We start from the raw sequence: 18,895 nt of genomic DNA on the forward strand, positions 1-18,895 counted from the left end.
TCAATGAAATAAAGCCAGCTCTGCGAGTTAGCGGCAAATTATAGCCGCTGGCAGGCACCGGCAAGGAGTAGTCACTATGCATCCGGCACTTTGGGTCAGTAAAACCGGGCTGAGCGCCCAGGACACCAACATGTCCACCATTTCAAACAACCTGGCAAACGTTAATACGACGGGGTTTAAGCGGGACCGGGCCGTATTTCAGGATTTGCTATACCAGATTAATCGCCAGCCCGGCGGCATGAATACGCAGAACTCGGAGCTCCCATCCGGTTTGCAGCTGGGTACAGGTGTACGGGTGGTAGGTACTGCAAAGCAGTTCAGTCAGGGCAATCTCGAAGTTACCGAGCAGCCGTTGGATTTTGCAGTGAATGGCCGTGGTTTTCTGCAAATCCAGATGCCGGATGGACAAACGGCTTATACGCGAGACGGTCAGTTCCAGCTGAACGCTGATGGTGATGTGGTTACACCGGATGGGTACCTGCTTGAGCCAAATATTAATGTGCCGGATAACGCCACAACCGTGACGGTCGGTAAGGATGGCACTGTCTCTGCCATAACGGATGATCAGGCAGCGCCCATAGACCTTGGCCAGGTAACCCTGGTGGACTTCATTAATCCCCAGGGGTTACAGGCCATTGGCAATAACCTGTTCAAGGAAACAAATGCCAGCGGCGACCCGGCTGAAGGTGAACCAGGGCTGGCAGGCCTGGGTACGCTGGAGCAGGGAATGGTGGAGTCTTCCAACGTAGAAGTCGTGGAAGAGCTGGTTAATATGATTACCACTCAGAGAGCCTATGAGATGAACTCCAAAGTGGTGTCAACAACCGATCAAATGCTTCAGTTTATTACGAATAATATAGGCTAACTTATTGAATTTTATTGCATTGTGCCCTGAAAAAGTACAGGAAGTGAGGAGCAGGCTCATGAAATTGACAGTGACTACCTGGTTACGCCGGCCAGCTGGCACGCTCGTGCTGGTCTGGCTGCTGATACTGGTTCAGGGGTGTACCGCAATGAGTCGGCCGAGGGCCCAGCCGGATGCCCCTGAATATGCTCCGGTTCGTGCCCAGGCAATGATGCAGCGTGATCCCGAGTCTGGCGCGATTTACCAAAGCTCCCGGAACTATAATTTTTATGGGGACACTGTGGCGCTGAATGTCGGGGATGTGTTGACGGTTACATTGAACGAGTCCACCCGGGCCAGTAAGAACGCCGAAACGAATATAAATAAAGACAGTGATATTTCATTGCCTGAGCCCAATGTTCTCGGGAAAAACAACATTGGTGTCGCAACGTCTATCAAGCACGAACGGGATTTTGAGGGCAAGGCCGAGGCTGATCAGAGTAACAGCCTGGCAGGCAGTATTACCGTAACGGTAACGGAAGTCCTGCCCAACGGTGTACTTAAGGTGAGGGGCGAGAAGTGGCTGTCGCTCACCAATGGCGATGAGTATGTGCGTCTTACAGGGCTGGTGCGCCCGCAGGACATAGATCCCGGAAACCGGGTGGCCTCCAACCGTATTGCGGATGCCCGCATTGCTTATGGCGGTACAGGTGATTTTGATCAGGCAAACCAGATGGGCTGGCTGGCCCGGTTTTTCAATAGTGAGTGGTGGCCGCTATGACCTTGCGTCGAGCCTTTGTTTACACGGTATTGCTGGCCTTTATGGCGACTCCGGTTCTGGCGGATCGTCTGAAAGATCTGACCCGAATCAAGGGTGTGCGTAATAACCAGCTTGTAGGCTATGGGCTGGTGGTGGGGCTTGATGGCACAGGTGACAAGGCACCGTTTACCAATCAGACCTTTCGCAACATGATGAGCCAGTTCGGAATCACGTTGCCCGATGGCGTGGACCCGAAGCTGGCCAACGTGGCGGCCGTTACGGTCAGTGCTACTTTGCCCCCGTTTGCGAAGGCGGGCCAGGAAGTTGATATCACGGTGTCCTCGATAGGAAATGCGGACAGCCTGCGCGGCGGCACTCTGTTGATGACAGCTCTGAAAGGCGCTGATGATAATGTCTATGCCATGGCCCAGGGTAGCCTCGTGGTTGGCGGTTTTGGGGCTCAGGGGCAGGATGGCTCCCGCATTACGGTAAACGTGCCCAGTGTTGGTCGTATTCCTAATGGGGCCACGGTTGAGCGGGAAATAACGTCTCCGTTTACCCGGGGTGACACAATCACCTTTAACCTGTTGCGTCCCGATTTCACTACTGCGCGGCGTGTTGTGGAGGTCGTCAATGAGCATCTTGGCCCGGACATGGCCTACGCTCATGATGCTACCTCGGTATCGGTACGTGCGCCTCGGGATCCCTCCCAGCGGGTAAGCTTTCTGTCCATACTGGAAAACCTTGAAGTTGACCCGGCAGAGGATGCGGCAAAAGTCGTGATCAACAGCCGCACAGGTACGATTGTTGTAGGTCAGAACGTAAAGGTCAGCCCGGCAGGCGTCACCCACGGCAATCTTACGGTAACCATTCAGGAGAACCCTGAAGTCCAACAGCCGAACCCTTTTGCAGGTGGTGAAACCGCGGTGGAGCCCGACTCTCAGATAGCGGTTACAGAAGACCCGGCCCGGATGTTCCGGTTTGGTCCGGCCGTTACCCTGAATGAAATCGTTCAGGCGGTGAATCAGGTGGGGGCGGCGCCCGGAGATGTAATGGCGGTTCTGGAAGCGCTCAAACAAGCCGGTGCCTTGCGCGCTGAGCTCATTGTTATCTAGGTGGAATTATGCAGGACTACCAGCTGCAGCAGGCCCGGGTTTACACCGACTTCAGCGGCCTGAACGCACTGAAACACGGCGCTCAGACTGATAAGAAAGCAGCACTTGAAGAAGTGGCTCGTCAGTTTGAAAGCGTGTTTCTGTCGGAAATGCTGAAATCCATGCGTAAAGCTGGCGAGGTGTTTGCCGAGGGTAACTATCTGAATACAGACCAGTCACAAATGTATCAGGATATGTTCGACAGTCAGTTGAGTCTGTCTATGACAGGTGGGCAGGGCACCGGGCTGGCAGAGGCGCTGGTAAGACAGTTAGGAAAAGACATTCCCGGTGTGGATCAGCAGAGCCGTTTGCCCGTTCATGGTAAAAGCTCGCTGGCAGACTATGAGCGCACATTGCCTAAGCTGTCGCCGCAGTTGCCGCGTCGTTTGGAGGAAGTGGCTGATGTTGCCCAAGCCAGGCCCGGGCAGGCTGTGCCAGAATCCCTTGAGTTGCCGGATCAGTTTGATTCACCGGAGCACTTTGTCCGCAGGCTACTGCCTGTGGCCGAAACAATTGCAGATGAAACCGGCATCAGTCCCCGGTTGATGGTTGCCCAGGCGGCTCTGGAAACCGGTTGGGGGCGTCACATGATTGAAGGTGACGGCAATGAAGCAAGTTATAACCTTTTTGGCATCAAGGCTGACAGTCGTTGGCAAGGTGAAGCTGTAACCATCACAACCACCGAGTTTCGTGAAGGTGTTCCAATGAAGGAGCGCGCAAACTTCCGTGCTTACCCCGACTATGAGGCCAGTTTCCGGGATTATGTGGCTTTTCTTGAGGCAAACCCCCGCTACCGGGATGTGTTGGCCAGTGCTGATCAGCCAGCCGAGTTTGCGCGCAAACTCCAGGAAGCTGGCTATGCGACCGACCCTCAGTACGGAAACAAGATCAGGCAGATCATGAATCGCGATTCATTGATGACGCTTTCAATGGATAAAGCAAACAGGGAGCCCTAATTATGGCAGGACTGATTGGTGTTGGCTTATCGGGTATTCTTGGCCATCAGAGTGCTCTCAATACCACTGGTAATAATATTACCAACGCAAATACGCCCGGTTACAGCCGTCAGGAAGTAACGTTTGAAACCCAGCCGGGCCAGCGTACAGGTGCCGGTTCTATCGGCAGCGGCGTAAAAATATCCGATATCCGCCGGCTGGCAAACGAATACCTTGTTCAGCAAGTGCGCGAAGACAGCACACTGACCGGCGAACAGCAGGCGCTGAATTCCGAGCTGAGCCGGCTGGACAACCTGCTGGGCGGAGAAACCACCGGGCTGAATGGCGCACTGAACAATTTTTTTGCCAGCTTACAGAACGCGGCCGAAGACCCCGCCTCTTTACCCCAGCGACAGCTTGTTCTGAGCGAGGCACAGCAGGTGGTAAACCGTTTCCAGGCGCTGAATCAGGAGTTTATTCAGCAGCGAGAATCCATAAAAACACAAATGCAGCAAGGGGTGAAGGACGCCAACACCCTCATGACCGACATTGCAAATCTGAATCTGGCGATATCGGAATCGCCGGGACTGGCCCAGGGGCGGATGCCCAACGAGTTACTGGATCAGCGCGATGAAAAGCTACGGCAGCTGTCTGAGCTGGTCAATATCCGGGTAACCGAAACGGAAGGCAGCCAGGTCAATGTGTCCCTCGCCAACGGCCAGTCACTTGTGGTGGGTGACCAGGCAGCCCAGTTTGGTTCCCGTGAGAGCCCGGAAGACCCGACCCGGCTGTCGTTTACGCTTACCAGCAGCGGAAGAACGCTGAACATAGATGAGCAGATTACCGGCGGCAAACTGGGCGGGCTGAAGCGTTTCGACAATGAAGCCCTCAAGCCGGCATTCAATGAGCTGGGACGTATAGCGATTGCCCTTGCGGATACGATGAACCATCAGCACGAAATAGGGATGGATCTGGAAGGTGATCTTGGGGGATTGTTTTTTAATGATATTAACGACCCGGCGACGCAGCGCAGCCGGGTTGTTGCTAATGCAGACAACCAGTTGCCCAAAGACGGGCAGCTGGCTGTTGAGATTACAGACAGCAGCAAGCTTCCGGCCGGCGCCTGGACACTGCAGTTCAGTGGTGATGGCCGTAGCTTTGAGCTGATTGATAAGGCCACAGGGGACATTGTTAACCAGGGGCGCCTGCCAGATCCGGTCCAGTCTGAAATATCCATGCCAGGGTTCAATATACGGGTGGAAGGGGGCAGCTTTAACGCTGGCGATAAATATCTGATTCAGCCGAGCCGTAATGCGGCAGAAGCCATTGGTATGCAAGTAAACCGGGAGGAAGATCTTGCGTTTGCCAGCCCTGTACGGGCCACGTCCGGTGAGGGTAATAAAGGCACGGCACAGATTGATCAGGGGACCATGCTGAACGTGCGTAACCCCTATACAGGCTCTTTATTGCCCGGTTTTAAGACCAGTGGAGAGATGGCTAACGGTCCGTTGACCATTTCGTTCCATGAGGATCCGAATACCGGAAAAATGATGTATGAGGTGAAAGGCCCGGATGATACAGCGCCCCCTATCGTAGGCCCTGAAGAGTACAAGGAAGGACAGATAAATACAGTGTTCAGCGATGAACCTGCCGAGGGAGACGAGTATCAGGGCTTTCAGTTCAAACTGACGGGTAAGCCGGCGGCAGGTGATACATTTGAAATAGGGCTTAACAGTAATGGCGTTTCCGATAACCGTAATGCGGAGTTGCTGGCCGGGCTGGGAACCGCCAATACGCTGAACGGTAAAAGCCAGAGTTTTACAGAGGGCTATGCTGGTCTGGTGGAAGATGTTGGCGTTAAGACCCGCCAGAGCCAGTTCAGTCTGGAGGCTGGCGAGACATTACTGAAGCAGTCGTCGGCGCAGCGTGAATCTGTCTCTGGTGTTAATCTCGATGAAGAAGCCGGCAAACTTATCCAGTATCAGGCAGGTTACAACGCCTCGGCACAGGTCATTTCCGTTGCCCAGGATTTGTTTAATACGCTGTTGCAGACGTTCCGGTAACAGGTAAAGGTGGTGTGGTATGAACCGAATTTCATCACAGCAGGTGTTCGCAAACGGCATTAACCAGCTGCAGAAGCTGAACAGCACGTTGAACAACACGTATGAGCAGGTATCTTCCGGAAAGCGAGTGAACAAGCCATCTGATGATCCGGTGGCAGCAGCCCGAATACTGAAGCTTGATCAGGAGCTGTCACGGGTAAAAACCTATGAACGCAACGTCAACCTTGCAGACAACCGTCTGAAGCAGGAAGAGAGTGCCCTGTCAGGTTCTGTCGACGTGCTCCAGCGTATCCGTGAGCTTACCGTGCAGGCGGGCAGTGGCTCTCTCTCAGCGAATGACCGGCAGTCCATCTCCTCGGAGCTGAAAGAAAGGTTGGGGCAGCTGGTTAATCTCGGCAATACCCGGGATGCGTCCGGGGAGTATATTTTTAGCGGTTTTCAGGGCTCAGTTCCGGCGTTTCAGCAGCAGGAGGATGGAAAATACGCCTATCAGGGGGATGAGGGCCAGAGAGTTCTGGAAATCGATGATGGTGTTACGGTGCCGATCAGCGACAACGGCAAGGAGATTTTTGTCAATATACCGGCCGCTGCGACCGGAGAGCCTGGTGAGAACCATACAAGCGGCTATGTATCAGGAGTCTCTGTGGTTAATGAAGCTGATCTGAAGGCGGCCTATAACGGTTCGTATCCTGACGACATTACCCTGACGGTAGACAGCCAGGGTGAGATAACGGCCACCTCTGCTACAGGTGAGAACCTTGCCGTGAGCCCCAAAGACTATGAAAGTGGTGAGCCGTTTACGGTCGCCGGGATTGAGGCCACCCTCTCCGATATAAAGCAGGGTGAGGAAAGCGAGTTCACTCTTAAGGTCGGACAGAAGCAGTCAGTTTTCGGTACTGTGGAAAACCTGATTGCCGGTCTGGACTCACTGGGGAAGGATTCTCCCGAAAGTCGTGCCCGGTATGATGACCTGATCGCCCAGTCTTTAACGAATCTCGATAACGCTCAGGAAAGTATTATTCTCAAGCAGACTGAGTTGGGCGGGCGGATGAATGCGGTAGAGTCCACCCGGGACTTTCTTGCTGACTCATCGGTCTATACCAACGAAATACGCTCGCAGTTGCAGGATGTGGATTATGCTGAAGCCATCAGTAACCTGAGCTTTCAGAGCTTCGTTCTGCAGGCTGCACAGCAGTCGTTTGCGCAGGTTTCCCAGTTGTCGTTATTCGATCGGATATAAAACCGGGTTTGATTGGAAAGTCAGAGGCCTGACGTATTGATTTCATGATCAGGCTCAGTATAATCCCCCCACTCTTCCTTGGCGGCGTGGTGAAATTGGTAGACACGACGGATTCAAAATCCGTTGGGGTAAAACCCGTGGCGGTTCGAGTCCGCCCGCCGCTACCATATTCAAGTCGCATAATGCGGCGCGCTGAAAAGCCGGCCCATGAACGTCTCCGATTTTCATTTTGACCTCCCGGACGAACTCATCGCCCGGTACCCCCTGAAAGAGCGCAGTGCTTCCCGTCTTTTGTGCCTTGATGGCACCACTGGTGACACGGAACACCGGGTGTTCAGTGAGCTTCCGGATTTACTCCAGCCAGGCGACCTGCTTGTATTTAATGATACCCGGGTAATACCAGCCCGCTTGTTCGGTAAAAAAGAAACCGGTGGACAGGTGGAAATTCTGGTTGAGCGCGTAACCGGCGAGCACGACCTGGTTGCCCATGTTCGCGCTTCTAAAGCACTCAAAGAAGGGCAGAAGGTTATCCTGGAGGACGGCAGTGCCTTGGGCATGACCGGCCGGTCCGGCGCGCTGTTCCACCTCGAAAGCCAGACGGGTGAGCCTGTACTGGAGCTGCTTGAGCGTATCGGGCATATGCCCTTGCCGCCTTACGTTGACCGGCCTGACGAATCCGCTGACCGCGAGCGTTACCAGACTGTGTATGCCCGGGAAGCAGGCGCTGTGGCAGCGCCGACAGCCGGGCTGCATTTTGATCAGACGGTTCTGGAGTCCCTGAAAGCCCGGGGAATAGAAAGTACCTTTGTGACCTTGCATGTGGGGGCCGGAACATTTCAGCCAGTGCGCGTAGACCGGTTAGACGAGCATGTGATGCACAGTGAGATCGTGCATGTACCCGAGTCTGCAGTGCATGCGGTCAAACGTGCCCGGGACCGGGGCGGGCGAGTGGTAGCTGTAGGCACCACTTCAGTACGCTCCCTCGAATCGGCAAGCCGTGGCGGAGAGCTCAAAGCTTATCAGGGTGAAACCGACATATTTATTTACCCGGGATACAGGTTCCAGACAGTGGATGCCCTGGTGACTAATTTTCACTTGCCCGAATCCACCCTGATCATGCTCGTAAGCGCGTTTGCAGGCTATGAAAATCTGATGCGGGCCTATCATGAGGCGGTTGCCGAAAAGTACCGCTTTTTCAGCTACGGTGATGCCATGTTTTTAACCCGCCAGGCGGATCGTTTATCACACTTCAATTCCGGAGATATATTGTGAGCCAGTCCTGTTTTATGTCTTTTGAGAAGCTGGGAGAAGATGGTCTGGCCCGGCGGGGCAGGCTGACCTTCCCGCGGGGTACGGTTGAAACCCCGGCGTTTATGCCGGTGGGCACCTATGGAACTGTCAAGGGTATGTTGCCGCGGGATATACATGAAACAGGGGCTGAAATCATACTGGGCAACACCTTTCACCTGATGCTGCGCCCGGGAACCGACGTTGTGAAAGCCCATGGGGATCTTCATGATTTTACCCAGTGGAGCGGGCCGATGCTGACCGATTCCGGCGGCTTCCAGGTGTTCAGTCTTGGCGAAATGCGCAAGATTACCGAAGAAAAAGTCACATTCCGTTCCCCGGTAGACGGCTCTCCGGTGACGCTCTCACCGGAAATTGCGATGCAGGTTCAGCGCGATCTGGGCTCTGATATTGTGATGATTTTTGACGAGTGCACTCCATACCCGGCAACAGAAAAACAGGCCAGAGATTCTATGGAGCTATCACTGCGCTGGGCAAAGCGCAGCAAAGAGGCTCATGAGGGTAATCCGGCAGCCCTGTTTGGTATTGTTCAGGGTGGTATGTATGAATCATTACGGGACCGTTCCCTTGAGGGTCTCACAGACATAGGGTTCGATGGTTACGCCATTGGCGGGTTATCGGTCGGCGAGCCGAAAGAAGACATGATCCGCATACTGGACCATCTTCCGCCGAAGATGCCCGCCGACAAACCCCGCTATCTGATGGGTGTGGGGCGGCCGGAAGACATTGTTGAAGCTGTGCGCCGGGGCGTGGACATGTTCGATTGCGTGATGCCTACACGGAACGCTCGCAATGGCTACCTGTTCACATCAACCGGCATCGTCAAGATCCGTAACGCCCGGCACCGTCACGATACCTTGCCGCTGGATGAGCGTTGTGACTGCTATACATGCAGGAACTTTTCGAGGAGTTACCTGCATCATCTGGATAAGTGTGGAGAAATGCTTGGCGCCCAGCTGAATACAATTCATAATTTGCGCTTTTACCAGAACCTTATGAGTGGATTGCGCGAGGCCATTGAAGCAGGTACATTGTCGGACTTTATAGCCGACTTCTATGCTCTGCGCGGCGAAACAGTGCCAGCAATGGGTAATGGGTAAACAGTTCAGTTAATCAACGGAGAGTTTGGATGAAATCAGTCAAGTTGTTTTTGGCCGCCCTTATGGCAATGGTGCCCGCGCTGGCAATGGCGCAGGACCCGGGTGCAGCAGGGGGTATGGGTGTTATGGGGCAGGTGATTTTCTTTGCCGGCTTTATTCTGATTTTCTACTTCCTGATCTGGCGTCCCCAGTCAAAGCGTGCCAAGGAACACAAGGCTCTCATGTCTGGTTTGAACAAAGGTGATGAAGTCGTTACCTCTGGTGGTATGGCCGGGAAAATCACAAAAGTGTCCGACGATTTCATTGTTGTTGAAATTGCCGATAACGTTGAGGTGAAAGTGCAGAAAGTGGCTGTTGCAGCTGCACTGCCTAAAGGTACGCTCAAAGATATCTGAGCAAGGACACACGGGCCGGGTGTCTGAGACTGCCGGCCTGAACCTTCCTGGCTGAAAAACCAAGGCTGGCTTTCGGGCCGGCTACAAAGGATCCCATGCTTAACAAGTACCCGCTTTGGAAAAACCTGATTATCCTGGTCGCAATCGTGATCGGGTTTATCTACGCTCTGCCCAACCTGTTTCCGGATGATTATGCCGTGCAGATCACCGGTGCCCGCGGCAGCACAGAAGTGAGCGCTACAGTGCTTGACAGAGCTGTGCAGGCGTTGGAATCGGATGGCATTGAGGTTAAAAGCAGTACGCTTGAAGATCGGGATGCTCTTATCCGTTTAACGACATCGGATGACCAGTTGCGTGCCCGGCCTGTGGTTCAGGCCGCACTGGGTAAAGATTACCTGGTTGCACTGAACATGGCGCCGTCAACGCCCGCCTGGTTGAAGAGTCTGGGGGCAGGGCCGATGAAGCTTGGTCTTGACCTGCGGGGCGGGGTTCACTTCCTGCTTGAAGTCGACATGGAAACCGCCATTGAGCAGAGGCTTGAAGCGGTCTCCGGGCAAATCAAGCGGGAACTGCGCGAGGAGCGTATACGCTACCGTGGTGGTGATATTGAAGGCGACCGGGATATTGTTCTCAGTTTCCGGGATGAGTCGGCCCGCTCAGAAGCCTTTGATCTGATCAAAAGACAGTACAATGAGTTCTTGCTGAACCGTCAGACTACGGATGATGAGCTTCAGATTGTACTGACCCTTTCCGAAGGTGAGGTCAGTGCTATCCGCAAGTACGCGCTGGAGCAAAACCTGACCACGATCCGCAACCGGGTAAACGAGCTTGGTGTTGCCGAACCCTTGGTGCAGCAGCAAGGGTCAGACCGGATTATTGTTGAGCTGCCGGGTGTTCAGGATACCGCGCAGGCAAAGCGTGTGTTGGGTGCGACAGCGAATCTCGAGTTTCGGATGGAGGCCCGTCAGGATGCCGCAGCAAGAGAAACCGAACAGTTCAGCTTCCGGGACGAGCCCCGGCGGACAGCGCGCCTTGAGCGTGATGTCATTGCTACGGGTAATAACGTGGCCAATGCGCAGCAGGCTTTTGATGAAAATGGTCAGCCGCAGGTAAACATCACCATGGACTCGGTGGGCGGCGACCTGATGAACCGCGCCACCCGTAACGCCGTTGGCCGTCGCATGGCGGTTGTGTTTATTGAGTTCCGTACTGAAACCGAAACAACCATCGTTGACGGTGAGCCAGTAGAAACCGAGGAACGTGTTGTAGAGAAAGGCATTATCAGTCTGGCGACGGTGCAGTCTGCGTTGGGTAGCAGTTTCCGGATCACGGGGCTGGACTCCATCCCCGAGGCATCGGAGCTTGCGTTGTTGTTGCGGGCCGGCGCGCTGGCAGCACCCATGTATTTCGTTCAGGAACGCACCATCGGGCCAAGCCTGGGACAGAAAAACATCGACGCCGGCATGATGTCTGTGGGCCTCGGTTTTGTTCTTGTTCTGCTCTATATGCTGGCTTATTACCGAGGGTTCGGGGTTGTGGCGAATATCGCCCTCACGGTCAACCTGATGCTGCTCATTGCCTGTATGTCTATCCTGTCCGCTACACTTACCCTTCCGGGTATTGCCGGTATCGTTCTGACCGTTGGTATGGCAGTGGATGCAAACGTACTGATATTCGAGCGTATCAAGGAAGAGCTGAGAGCAGGGGTGTCACCACAACTGGCAATAAACTCGGGTTATTCCCGTGCGTTTGTTTCCATATTCGATGCCAATATCACCACACTGCTGGTTGCGGTTATTCTCTTTGCCATGGGGTCCGGTCCGGTGAAAGGGTTCGCGGTCACTCTGTGTATCGGGATTCTGACGTCCATGTTCTCCGGGCTGATGGTCAGCCGGAGTATCGTCAATACGGTTTATGGCGGCCGCAGGGTCGAGAAACTGTCGATCGGAGGAAAGCTCGCCAATGTCTGAAGATCAGAAGCAAGCGTTTGACTTTATGGGGTTCCGGAAGCTTGCTTCCGCGATCTCCATTATTCTCCTGATAGCGTCTGTTGCGCTTCTGGGGGTTCGTGGCCTTAATTTCGGTATGGACTTTACCGGCGGTACATCGGTGGAGCTGGAATATGCCCAGGCGCCCGAGCTGGACGATGTGCGCACCACATTGACAGAGGCAGGATACGAGCAGTTTGTTGTGCAGAACTTTGGCGCGGATACCATTGTGCTGGTGCGACTGGCAGAGGCTGGCAATGACCAGTTGGCTCAGGAAGTGACTGCGACTCTCTCAGAAGGTGGAGCCGAGCTGAAACTGATCAGCTCTGAATTTGTCGGGTCGCAGGTGGGCGACGAACTGAAAGAGCAGAGTGGACTGGGGCTTTTGCTGGCCCTGGCGGTGGTTCTCATTTATGTGGGCATGCGGTTTCAGTTCAAGTTTGGTATTGCTTCCGTGCTGCCGTTGGCCCACGACGTAATCATTGTTCTTGGTGTGTTTGCCTTGTTCCAGTGGACATTCGACCTTACTGTTCTGGCAGCACTGCTTGCGGTTATAGGCTACTCACTGAACGATACGATCGTAGTGGCAGACCGCATCCGTGAGAACTTCCGCAAAATGCGTGTCGGTAACTCCTGGGAAATTATCAATGAGTCGATCCATCAGACCATTGCCCGGACGATCAACACCTCAGGTACCACGCTGGTGGTTCTGCTGGCGCTGTACTTCTTGGGTGGTGAAGCCATAAATAATTTTGCACTCGCGCTGATTATTGGTGTGGTTGTGGGTACCTATTCTTCGGTTTATGTCTCCGCGAACCTTCTGATGGCGATGGGTGTCTCCCGTGAGGATCTCATGCTGCCAGCAAAAGAAGGCGCAGCGGATGCGCAGGAGGACGAAGAGCCGCCCGAGTGGCTCGACCGCATGTAACCTGGTGGCTTCCTAAGAAAGCCAGACACAAAAAACCGCCAATTGATAATTTGGCGGTTTTTTTGTGTCTGATTCCCGGCTGAAGTTTAACCGGGGATGCGTTCGCGAAACGGGTGCAGAATTTTTAGCAGCTCCCGGAACAGCTTCGGGTTGGCAACGACTAACTGCCGGGCCTTGTCCGCTGCAGGATTGCCTGAAAAATCAGCAGAGAGGGCGCCTGACTCCATGGCCAGGGTTATGCCCAGATCCAGGTCTGCGGGCTCCGGGCGAAAGATAACCGCTGCATCCAGCAGGCCTGCGGACACTCTCGCTATATCCAGAACAGCGCAGCCTGAGGTGCGGAACATGGACGAGTTATGGGCCAGAGTGGCGGCCATTTCTCCCCATAGAAGCGGGTTTTCGCTGTGCCGGGCCTGATCCAGAAGATTGGTCGCCAGAGCGGCATTTTCTGCATGCTTCACTTCAGACACCCGGACTCTTCTGCTGTTAAGCGCCGCGCCACGGCCTCGGCTGGCGGAGTATTCCTCGCCGGTTACCGGATTTACCAGAAGCAGGTTTTCAGTGCGGTTATTCTTTTTCTGGGCCAGTGCCAAAGCAAACTCGGGAATACCCCTGAGAAAGTTTTCACGTCCCATAACCGGAAAGATGTGCCAGCTTTTATCGCTGGTACCGGCATCTGCCTCATTGAGAGCTGCAATGGTGTGATCTTTATACGCCTTTTCGAGCTGCTCAGCGAAGTTGTCGTAAATTGACTGCTCAACGCGGCCTAACTGGGCGCGACGTTCGCTGTCTTCCTTGCCAACAGGTTCCTGGCGCTCAAAGTGGGCTTTAAGGTAGTCCGATCCCTGGCGTGCGACGCGCAGGGCCATTTTAATAGCTGGTTGCATCTGAGAATTCATTATCCGCGAGTGTTAAGGGCGGGCATGATAGCAAAACTCTTCCGCTTTGTATGTTTTTTGACTCAGGATAACCACGGATAAGGTGGTATCGTTGGTTATCCTGGGCGCAGACAGTGGCCACTTTCTGCTATCATTGCCGCCTTAAATTTTAACGTTGGATCAGCCGCTAATGCATAAGCCATCACCGCCTCTGGAAGGGCCGGACCTGTATCAGGATCAGATCCGGATTGTGCTTGTTGAAACGTCTCACTCCGGAAACATCGGGGCAGTTGCGCGGGCGATGAAGAATATGGGGCTGGCGAACCTGTGGCTGGTCAATCCTCACTCGTTTCCGGATGAAGCTTCCTATGCCCGCGCCGCGGGCGCGTCCGATATTCTCGACAGGGCGCAGGTTGTACCCACCCTGAAAGAGGCGCTGGAAGATTGCACAATGGTGTTGGGTACCAGCGCCCGTGGGCGCAAGCTGCCCTGGCCGGTTGTGCCCCCGCCGCAAGCGGCTGAAATTGCAGCCCAAAGCAGTCAGGCAGCGCCGGCAGCACTGGTGTTTGGCCGGGAAAATCATGGGCTGAGTAACGATGAGCTGCACTTGTGCCACTACCATATTCATATCCCATCGAATCCTGATTACAGCTCGCTGAACCTGGCAATGGCGGTTCAGGTAATGTGTTATGAATTGCGTATGCTTTTCCTGCGTACCCTTGAAGGCGGTGAGGGTAGCCCTTATCTAAAACCAATGACCTCGCCCGGCGATCCGGGCTGGGATGTACCGGCTGCCCGGGCGGGAGATGTGGAAGGCTTCTTCCAGCACCTTGAGCAAGCGCTTTACGATGTAGGGTTTCATCGCCGGGAGAATCCTCGCCAGTTAATGTCGCGCCTGCGCCGGCTGTTTCAGCGGGCCAGGCTTGATAAACTGGAGGTTAATATTCTCCGGGGCATTCTGACTGCAGTTCAGAAAACCGCCGGAAAAGCGGAAGGTACAGACAATACAGAACCAACCCAGGCCGGATCCCAGTCGGCCAAACAGGAAGGTGGCCATGTTTAGGCACTTGCGTGAAGATATCAACAGCGTTTTTCACCGGGATCCTGCTGCCCGGAATACCTTTGAAGTTTTAACGAATTATCCCGGGCTGCACGCGCTGCTTATTCACCGGTTTTCGCACTGGCTCTGGAATTTAGGGCTGAAATGGCTGGCGCGCACCCTTTCCACCCTGGCGCGGTGGTTTACCGGTATTGAAATACACCCGGGTGCAACCATTGGTCACCGCTTTTTTATTGACCATGGAATGGGTGTAGTGATTGGTGAAACCACCGTTATAGGCGATGACGTTACCCTTTATCAGGGCGTTACACTGGGTGGAACCAGCTGGCATAAAGGCAAGCGCCATCCCACGTTGGGCAATGGTGTGGTTGTTGGTGCCGGAGCCAAGATACTGGGACCTTTCGAGGTGGGAGAAGGCGCGAAAGTGGGCTCCAACTCCGTAGTGACCAAAGAGGTGCCTGCCGGGGCAACGGTTGTTGGGATTCCTGGTAGAGTTGTGGTGAAAAAGAAGTCCGAAGATGACGCGCGCCGCAAGGTCATGGAAGAGCGCATGGGCTTTGATGCCTACGGTGTTACAGAAGAAATGCCAGACCCCATGGCGCGTTCAATGCGCGCCTTGCTGGATCATATGCATGTCGTCGATGACCGCCTTGAAAACATGTGCCAGGCACTGCGTAAGGTTAGCAGCGACTACCAGAATGGCGAGTTGCCGGTTCTGGACGAAGAAGACTTTGATTGCGTACGTGATGAGACTGAGGAGCGCGGCTGAATACTTGACTGAAATACTTGGTCAATTCATAATCGGTGTATCTGACCGAGACTCACTCCCAAGCTGGGGCTGATACCATGAAATTGACAACCAAAGGCCGCTACGCTGTTACGGCAATGCTGGATCTTGCTCTGAACGGAGGGCAGGGGCCAGTGACGCTTGCGGATATTTCAGCCCGTCAGGAAATATCGCTTTCCTATCTTGAGCAGCTTTTCTCCCGACTCCGTCGCCGACAGTTGGTCAACAGTACCCGTGGGCCTGGTGGTGGTTACCGCCTGAACCACAGCGCCGCTGACATTCATATTGCGGATGTTATTGACGCGGTAAGTGAATCCCTTGATACCACAAAGTGTGGAAATAAAGGAGATTGTCAGAACGGTGAAAAGTGTCTGACCCATCACCTCTGGTCTGACCTGAGTAGCCAGATTCATCAGTTTCTCAGTGGGATCAGTCTCAAGGACCTGATGGAGCGACACGAAATCCGCCAGGTTGCGGACCGGCAGAGCCGCCGTCAGGCAGATGGTGGCTCCGACACCATTAATACCGAGCGTCTGACTGATCAGGCGCCCGCCTGACTCAAGCCTCTGTATTTATGAAAAAACCTGTATACCTCGATTACGCAGCAACAACGCCTGTTGATCCCGCCGTTGCTGATGAAATGTTCCGCTACCTTACCCCGGATGGTTTCTTTGGTAACCCAGCGTCCCGCTCCCATGGCTTTGGCTGGCAGGCCGAAGCAGCAGTAGAGTCCGCCAGAAATCAGGTGGCAAGCCTGATTCACGCCGATCCCCGGGAAATTGTCTGGACCTCAGGCGCAACCGAGTCTGACAATCTCGCGATTAAAGGCGCGGTTGCCGGCCACGACAATCCACACATCATAACCTCAACGGTTGAGCATAAGGCTGTGGTTGATACCTGCGCATGGCTTGAAGAGCAAGGTGTGGAGGTTACCTGGCTGGAGCCGGGTCGTGATGGCATTGTTCAGCCGCAACAGGTGTTCGCAGCGCTGAAACCGGAAACAACTCTGGTCAGCCTGATGCTGGTCAATAACGAGTTGGGCTGTATCACGGATATAACAACGATCGGCGCTGAGTTGCGAAGCCGGGGTGTTCTGTTCCATGTTGATGCGGCTCAGGCTGCGGGCAAAATGGCGGTTGATGTCACCACCATGCCTGTGGACTTTATGTCCTTGTCCGGTCACAAGGTATACGGCCCCAAAGGCGTAGGTGCACTGTATGTGCGGCGTTCTCCGGATGTTCGTGTTCAGGCTCAGATTCATGGTGGCGGGCACGAGCGGGGAATGCGCTCAGGCACTTTGCCCACGCACCAGATTGTTGGCATGGGTAAGGCTTTTGCGCTCGCTCAGTCTTGTCTTGAGGATGAAGCTGACGAACTCGAGCGCCTGCGCACGTTGTTTCTTGAAGGGCTTCACGATCTGCCGGGGGTTACTCTGAACGGCTCCGAAGCGTCCCGCGTGCCTGGTATTGTTAACCTGTCATTTGAAGGGGTTGATGGTGAGTCCCTGATGCTTGGTCTCAGAAACCTCGCTGTCTCTTCTGGCTCTGCCTGTGCCTCGGCAACGGTTGAGCCATCCTACGTGCTCCGTGGTATCGGATTGAGTGATGAACTGGCTCATCGGGCGCTGCGGTTTTCTTTCGGGCGCTACACAACGGCTGAAGAAATTGAATTCGCCAGCGGGCACATTGTTGATGTTGTTACCCGTCTTCGTGCAGTGCGGTAGGCAGTAGGCCTTCGACTGCGTATAATCGCAGGCCTGAAATTTATCCGTGCTTTCAGTAAATCAAACCCAACAGGAGAAATACCATGGCTAAAGAGCGCACGCTCTCTATCATCAAGCCCGATGCAGTTGCAAAAAACGTGATCGGTGAAATCTACAGCCGCTTTGAAAAGGCCGGCCTGAACATTGTTGCCGCACGTATGATGCACTTGACTCAGGAGCAGGCAGAAGGCTTTTACGCAGAACACAAAGAGCGTCCGTTCTTCAAAGACCTGGTTGGTTTCATGACCTCAGGCCCGGTTGTTGTTCAGGTTCTGGAAGGCGAAGGCGCCATCATGAAAAACCGTGACCTGATGGGCGCAACAAACCCCAAAGAGGCAGAAGCCGGAACCATCCGCGCTGACTTTGCTACATCCATTGATGCAAACGCCGCGCACGGCTCTGATTCAGCAGAGTCTGCACAGCGTGAGATCGCCTATTTTTTCAATGACAACGAAATCTGCCCACGAGGCTGATTCAGTTGGTCGGGGGCTGTCACTGGCAGCTCCCGCATTGGTTATCTGATCGAGGTTATTACACATGACAACCACTGCCGAAAAAACCAACCTGCTGGGGATGCCGAAAGCCAAACTTGAGGCTTTCTTTGAAACCCTGGGGGAAAAGCGTTTTCGCGCTACGCAGATGTTGCAGTGGATGCATCAGCGTGGGGTAGATGACTTCGATCAAATGACCAATGTCAGCAAATCGCTGCGGGAAAAGCTCAAGCAGGTCGCCGTTATCCGCGGCCCGGAAGTGATCTACGATGAAACCTCCAAAGACGGCACCCGTAAATGGGTGATGCGGATGGATAACGGCAACAGTGTTGAGACGGTTCTGATCCCGGATGGGGAACGGGGCACACTGTGCGTGTCATCACAGATCGGGTGTACGCTGGACTGTACCTTCTGCTCAACCGGCAAGCGAGGCTTTAACCGCAACCTGACGGCGGCTGAAATTATTGGCCAGGTCTGGGTGGCGCGCAAAGCGTTTATGCCCTTTGAGCCGGGACCGGATCGCCCGATTACCAACGTTGTCATGATGGGGATGGGCGAGCCCCTGATGAACTTTGATAACGTGGTCGATGCCATGAGCCTGATGATGGATGATCTGGCCTATGGTATATCCAAACGCCGGGTTACTCTGAGTACCTCCGGCGTTGTTCCGGCCATTGACCGGCTATCAGAAGTTACTGATGTTTCACTGGCCATTTCGCTGCATGCGCCCAATGATGAGCTGCGTAATCAGTTGGTGCCACTGAATAAAAAGTATCCGATTGCGGAACTGTTGGCAGCGACCAAACGCTACTTCAGTCGTTTGCCTGAAAAGCGCAAAGCGACCATCGAATACACAGTGATTGAAAACATGAATGACAAGCCGGAGCATGCCCGGGAGCTGGCCCGGCTGCTGCGGGATGTGCCGTGCAAGATTAACCTGATTCCTTTTAATCCGTTTCCTGAAAGCGATTTCCGCAGGCCGAGCATGAATGCGACCCGTCGCTTTCAGACGATTTTGAGCGAAGCCGGGTATGTGGTAACGATCAGGACGCCCCGCGGTGATGATATCGACGCAGCGTGTGGTCAGTTGGTTGGCCAGGTAGAGGATCGGACCCGCCGCAGCCAGCGATACATTAATGTTCAGCAGGTCAACGCCTGATCAGGCGCCTGCATGGTTTAATCAGCGAGGGGTGCAGTTTGTG

The 18,895-nt window shown here is 54.3% G+C and carries 18 protein-coding genes and 1 tRNA gene; 18 read left to right on the plus strand and 1 reads right to left on the minus strand.

Annotated features, from left to right (window positions below):
* The first annotated feature begins 76 nt into the window (after positions 1-76).
* The 12 genes from flgG (at position 77) to secF (ending at position 12,715) form a co-directional block, all read left to right on the plus strand.
* Positions 77-865 carry a flagellar basal-body rod protein FlgG gene (flgG, locus tag FFI95_RS06555; RefSeq protein ID WP_144821635.1) on the plus strand — a complete coding sequence of 263 codons (789 nt, stop codon included), beginning with the start codon at positions 77-79 and terminating at the stop codon, positions 863-865.
* Between the two features lie 58 nt (positions 866-923).
* Positions 924-1,625: a flagellar basal body L-ring protein FlgH gene (flgH, locus tag FFI95_RS06560; protein ID WP_144821636.1), complete on the plus strand. Its 702-nt coding sequence runs from the start codon at positions 924-926 to the stop codon at positions 1,623-1,625.
* The gene (locus FFI95_RS06565; RefSeq protein ID WP_144821637.1) at positions 1,622-2,719 is read left to right on the plus strand and encodes a flagellar basal body P-ring protein FlgI; all 1,098 of its coding nucleotides are present in this window, start codon (positions 1,622-1,624) and stop codon (positions 2,717-2,719) included. Before flgH ends, FFI95_RS06565 begins: the two co-directional genes overlap by 4 nt.
* Positions 2,720-2,727: 8 nt before the next feature.
* A complete protein-coding gene (flgJ, locus tag FFI95_RS06570; protein WP_144821638.1) occupies positions 2,728-3,714 on the plus strand; it encodes a flagellar assembly peptidoglycan hydrolase FlgJ in 987 nt (328 codons plus the stop codon).
* Positions 3,715-3,716: 2 nt separating this feature from the next.
* Positions 3,717-5,756 carry a flagellar hook-associated protein FlgK gene (gene flgK, locus FFI95_RS06575; RefSeq protein ID WP_144821639.1) on the plus strand — a complete coding sequence of 680 codons (2,040 nt, stop codon included), beginning with the start codon at positions 3,717-3,719 and terminating at the stop codon, positions 5,754-5,756.
* A 19-nt stretch (positions 5,757-5,775) separates the two neighbouring features.
* Positions 5,776-6,996: a flagellar hook-associated protein FlgL gene (gene flgL / locus FFI95_RS06580; RefSeq protein ID WP_144821640.1), complete on the plus strand. Its 1,221-nt coding sequence runs from the start codon at positions 5,776-5,778 to the stop codon at positions 6,994-6,996.
* Between the two features lie 80 nt (positions 6,997-7,076).
* Positions 7,077-7,163, plus strand: a tRNA-Leu gene (locus FFI95_RS06585).
* Positions 7,164-7,203: 40 nt separating this feature from the next.
* A complete protein-coding gene (gene queA / locus FFI95_RS06590) occupies positions 7,204-8,268 on the plus strand; it encodes a tRNA preQ1(34) S-adenosylmethionine ribosyltransferase-isomerase QueA (RefSeq protein ID WP_144821641.1) in 1,065 nt (354 codons plus the stop codon).
* 14 nt (positions 8,269-8,282) lie between these two features.
* The gene (gene tgt / locus FFI95_RS06595) at positions 8,283-9,404 is read left to right on the plus strand and encodes a tRNA guanosine(34) transglycosylase Tgt (protein WP_144822417.1); all 1,122 of its coding nucleotides are present in this window, start codon (positions 8,283-8,285) and stop codon (positions 9,402-9,404) included.
* A 29-nt stretch (positions 9,405-9,433) separates the two neighbouring features.
* Positions 9,434-9,799, plus strand: coding sequence for a preprotein translocase subunit YajC (yajC, locus tag FFI95_RS06600; protein WP_144821642.1), 366 nt, complete (start codon positions 9,434-9,436; stop codon positions 9,797-9,799).
* A 95-nt stretch (positions 9,800-9,894) separates the two neighbouring features.
* Entirely contained in the window at positions 9,895-11,769 is a 1,875-nt protein-coding gene (secD, locus tag FFI95_RS06605; RefSeq protein WP_144821643.1) for a protein translocase subunit SecD, read from the plus strand.
* Complete coding sequence (secF, locus tag FFI95_RS06610) at positions 11,762-12,715, plus strand: protein translocase subunit SecF (protein WP_144821644.1); 954 nt, start codon at positions 11,762-11,764, stop codon at positions 12,713-12,715. The genes secD and secF overlap by 8 nt, the downstream gene beginning before the upstream one ends.
* Before the next feature lie 86 nt (positions 12,716-12,801).
* On the opposite strand, the gene FFI95_RS06615 is transcribed toward secF, so the two are convergent.
* Positions 12,802-13,602: an inositol monophosphatase family protein gene (locus FFI95_RS06615; RefSeq protein WP_144821645.1), complete on the minus strand. Its 801-nt coding sequence runs from the start codon at positions 13,600-13,602 to the stop codon at positions 12,802-12,804.
* Positions 13,603-13,783: 181 nt separating this feature from the next.
* Here FFI95_RS06615 and trmJ point away from each other — a divergent pair, with 181 nt between their 5' ends.
* The 6 genes from trmJ to rlmN all read left to right on the plus strand — a co-directional run bounded on the left by trmJ (position 13,784) and on the right by rlmN (position 18,852).
* Positions 13,784-14,656: a tRNA (cytosine(32)/uridine(32)-2'-O)-methyltransferase TrmJ gene (trmJ, locus tag FFI95_RS06620; RefSeq protein ID WP_144821646.1), complete on the plus strand. Its 873-nt coding sequence runs from the start codon at positions 13,784-13,786 to the stop codon at positions 14,654-14,656.
* Positions 14,649-15,422: a serine O-acetyltransferase gene (cysE, locus tag FFI95_RS06625; RefSeq protein ID WP_144821647.1), complete on the plus strand. Its 774-nt coding sequence runs from the start codon at positions 14,649-14,651 to the stop codon at positions 15,420-15,422. The genes trmJ and cysE overlap by 8 nt, the downstream gene beginning before the upstream one ends.
* A gap of 77 nt (positions 15,423-15,499) precedes the next feature.
* Positions 15,500-15,997 (plus strand): Fe-S cluster assembly transcriptional regulator IscR, encoded by a 498-nt coding sequence (gene iscR / locus FFI95_RS06630; RefSeq protein WP_144821648.1) that lies wholly within the window; start codon positions 15,500-15,502, stop codon positions 15,995-15,997.
* 17 nt (positions 15,998-16,014) lie between these two features.
* Positions 16,015-17,163 (plus strand): IscS subfamily cysteine desulfurase, encoded by a 1,149-nt coding sequence (locus FFI95_RS06635; protein WP_144821649.1) that lies wholly within the window; start codon positions 16,015-16,017, stop codon positions 17,161-17,163.
* Between the two features lie 83 nt (positions 17,164-17,246).
* Entirely contained in the window at positions 17,247-17,675 is a 429-nt protein-coding gene (ndk, locus tag FFI95_RS06640; protein WP_144821650.1) for a nucleoside-diphosphate kinase, read from the plus strand.
* 64 nt (positions 17,676-17,739) lie between these two features.
* Positions 17,740-18,852 (plus strand): dual-specificity RNA methyltransferase RlmN, encoded by a 1,113-nt coding sequence (rlmN, locus tag FFI95_RS06645; RefSeq protein ID WP_144821651.1) that lies wholly within the window; start codon positions 17,740-17,742, stop codon positions 18,850-18,852.
* Positions 18,853-18,895: the final 43 nt, after the last annotated feature.

Origin of the sequence: Marinobacter piscis, from assembly GCF_007671655.1 — a bacterium.
Classification (GTDB): domain Bacteria; phylum Pseudomonadota; class Gammaproteobacteria; order Pseudomonadales; family Oleiphilaceae; genus Marinobacter; species Marinobacter piscensis.

What these genes read in the sequence shown, in the direction of transcription:
- ndk (WP_144821650.1), top strand. Translation starts at nt 17,247, where the DNA reads ATGGCTAAAGAGCGCACGCTCTCTATCATCAAGCCCGATGCAGTTGCA.
- FFI95_RS06615 (WP_144821645.1), bottom strand. Translation starts at nt 13,602, where the DNA reads ATGCAACCAGCTATTAAAATGGCCCTGCGCGTCGCACGCCAGGGATCG.
- yajC (WP_144821642.1), top strand. Translation starts at nt 9,434, where the DNA reads ATGAAATCAGTCAAGTTGTTTTTGGCCGCCCTTATGGCAATGGTGCCC.
- rlmN (WP_144821651.1), top strand. Translation starts at nt 17,740, where the DNA reads ATGACAACCACTGCCGAAAAAACCAACCTGCTGGGGATGCCGAAAGCC.
- trmJ (WP_144821646.1), top strand. Translation starts at nt 13,784, where the DNA reads ATGCATAAGCCATCACCGCCTCTGGAAGGGCCGGACCTGTATCAGGAT.
- secD (WP_144821643.1), top strand. Translation starts at nt 9,895, where the DNA reads ATGCTTAACAAGTACCCGCTTTGGAAAAACCTGATTATCCTGGTCGCA.
- secF (WP_144821644.1), top strand. Translation starts at nt 11,762, where the DNA reads ATGTCTGAAGATCAGAAGCAAGCGTTTGACTTTATGGGGTTCCGGAAG.
- tgt (WP_144822417.1), top strand. Translation starts at nt 8,283, where the DNA reads ATGTCTTTTGAGAAGCTGGGAGAAGATGGTCTGGCCCGGCGGGGCAGG.
- flgJ (WP_144821638.1), top strand. Translation starts at nt 2,728, where the DNA reads ATGCAGGACTACCAGCTGCAGCAGGCCCGGGTTTACACCGACTTCAGC.
- FFI95_RS06565 (WP_144821637.1), top strand. Translation starts at nt 1,622, where the DNA reads ATGACCTTGCGTCGAGCCTTTGTTTACACGGTATTGCTGGCCTTTATG.
- flgL (WP_144821640.1), top strand. Translation starts at nt 5,776, where the DNA reads ATGAACCGAATTTCATCACAGCAGGTGTTCGCAAACGGCATTAACCAG.
- flgG (WP_144821635.1), top strand. Translation starts at nt 77, where the DNA reads ATGCATCCGGCACTTTGGGTCAGTAAAACCGGGCTGAGCGCCCAGGAC.
- cysE (WP_144821647.1), top strand. Translation starts at nt 14,649, where the DNA reads ATGTTTAGGCACTTGCGTGAAGATATCAACAGCGTTTTTCACCGGGAT.
- flgH (WP_144821636.1), top strand. Translation starts at nt 924, where the DNA reads ATGAAATTGACAGTGACTACCTGGTTACGCCGGCCAGCTGGCACGCTC.
- flgK (WP_144821639.1), top strand. Translation starts at nt 3,717, where the DNA reads ATGGCAGGACTGATTGGTGTTGGCTTATCGGGTATTCTTGGCCATCAG.
- iscR (WP_144821648.1), top strand. Translation starts at nt 15,500, where the DNA reads ATGAAATTGACAACCAAAGGCCGCTACGCTGTTACGGCAATGCTGGAT.
- FFI95_RS06635 (WP_144821649.1), top strand. Translation starts at nt 16,015, where the DNA reads ATGAAAAAACCTGTATACCTCGATTACGCAGCAACAACGCCTGTTGAT.
- queA (WP_144821641.1), top strand. Translation starts at nt 7,204, where the DNA reads ATGAACGTCTCCGATTTTCATTTTGACCTCCCGGACGAACTCATCGCC.